Raw genomic sequence first — 957 nt, forward strand, 5'->3', positions numbered from 1 at the left:
GCGCTAGGACGGGTCAGTCGGTGCTCTCCTCAGGAAGACGCCGGGCCCTCAGTCGGTCACGGGTCTTCTTCGCGCCCCAGCCGGCGGCCGCCAGCACGACCGCGGCCATGAGGTTGCCGAGGAACTCGGGCATCGATGCGCGGAACACGTGCATCAGGGACTCGTACACAGGCAGACCGGCGCGCGCGAGAGGCCCGGCCGCGCGCCGACTCCTCTGTGCGCGTACCGAGTCGACAGGGTTTTGCGGGTGCACCCCCGGGCCTGCGGGTGCGAGTGGACGGTCAAGCACGCACCGTGGCGGCGGTGCTCCCGGTCGATAGTGTGCCAGGCGGATGCAGATCCCGCCGCCGGTTTGGCACTTCCTGACGCGAGGTCACACCGACGACGGGGTCCTCGAAGGCAGGCGTCGACTAACACCCGACAATCCGGAAAGGGATCACCACATGTCCATCCCCACCGCCGTGCGCGCCGCGTACCGTGGCGATGAGACCCCGCCTGGAGGAGCCATGAGCGCCCAGCCCGACCACGCGCCCGTCCCGCCCGCTCCGACCGCGGCCGCGCAGCTGCTCGCCCAGCTCCGCGAGAGCAACCGCGCCAGCACCTGGGTGCCGGCCTTCGAGCAGGACTGGGCGCGAGCGTTGGAGGACTCTCGGCACAGCTACAGCCTCAGCCCGCTCCACGACGTCGTGCGCACCTGGCAGGCCCGCCTCGCCGCCGCCCCGGCCGTGGAAGCGTTCCTCGCCGGCGGCTGCGACGACTCCGACGGCGTCGACCTGGCCGACGTCCTCGGAGAGCGCCCGTGAGCGACGCGCCTTGGCCCGCGCGCCTGTCGCCCCAGGCCTTGGCCGTCCTGGACGACCTGCCCGAGCACGCACGCGAGATGCTCCGCGACGTGCTGGACATCGCCGGCCGCGACCCCTGGTCCTTCCCGCCCTTCAACCCACGGGACCCTGAGGG

The 957-nt window shown here is 72.4% G+C and carries 2 protein-coding genes; one reads left to right on the forward strand and one right to left on the reverse strand.

Annotation, left to right across the window (positions count from 1 at the left end; genetic code table 11):
• Window positions 1-13: 13 nt before the first annotated feature.
• Entirely contained in the window at window positions 14-154 is a 141-nt protein-coding gene (locus tag CA983_RS46510; RefSeq protein WP_158101952.1) for a hypothetical protein, read from the reverse strand.
• Between the two features lie 352 nt (window positions 155-506).
• On the opposite strand from CA983_RS46510, the gene CA983_RS44110 reads away from it, so the two are divergent.
• A complete protein-coding gene (locus CA983_RS44110) occupies window positions 507-803 on the forward strand; it encodes a DUF6247 family protein (protein WP_086606154.1) in 297 nt (98 codons plus the stop codon).
• Window positions 804-957 lie beyond the last annotated feature (154 nt).

The sequence above is a fragment of the Streptomyces swartbergensis genome, from assembly GCF_002148965.1.
GTDB classification, from domain to species: Bacteria; Actinomycetota; Actinomycetes; order Streptomycetales; family Streptomycetaceae; genus Streptomyces; species Streptomyces swartbergensis.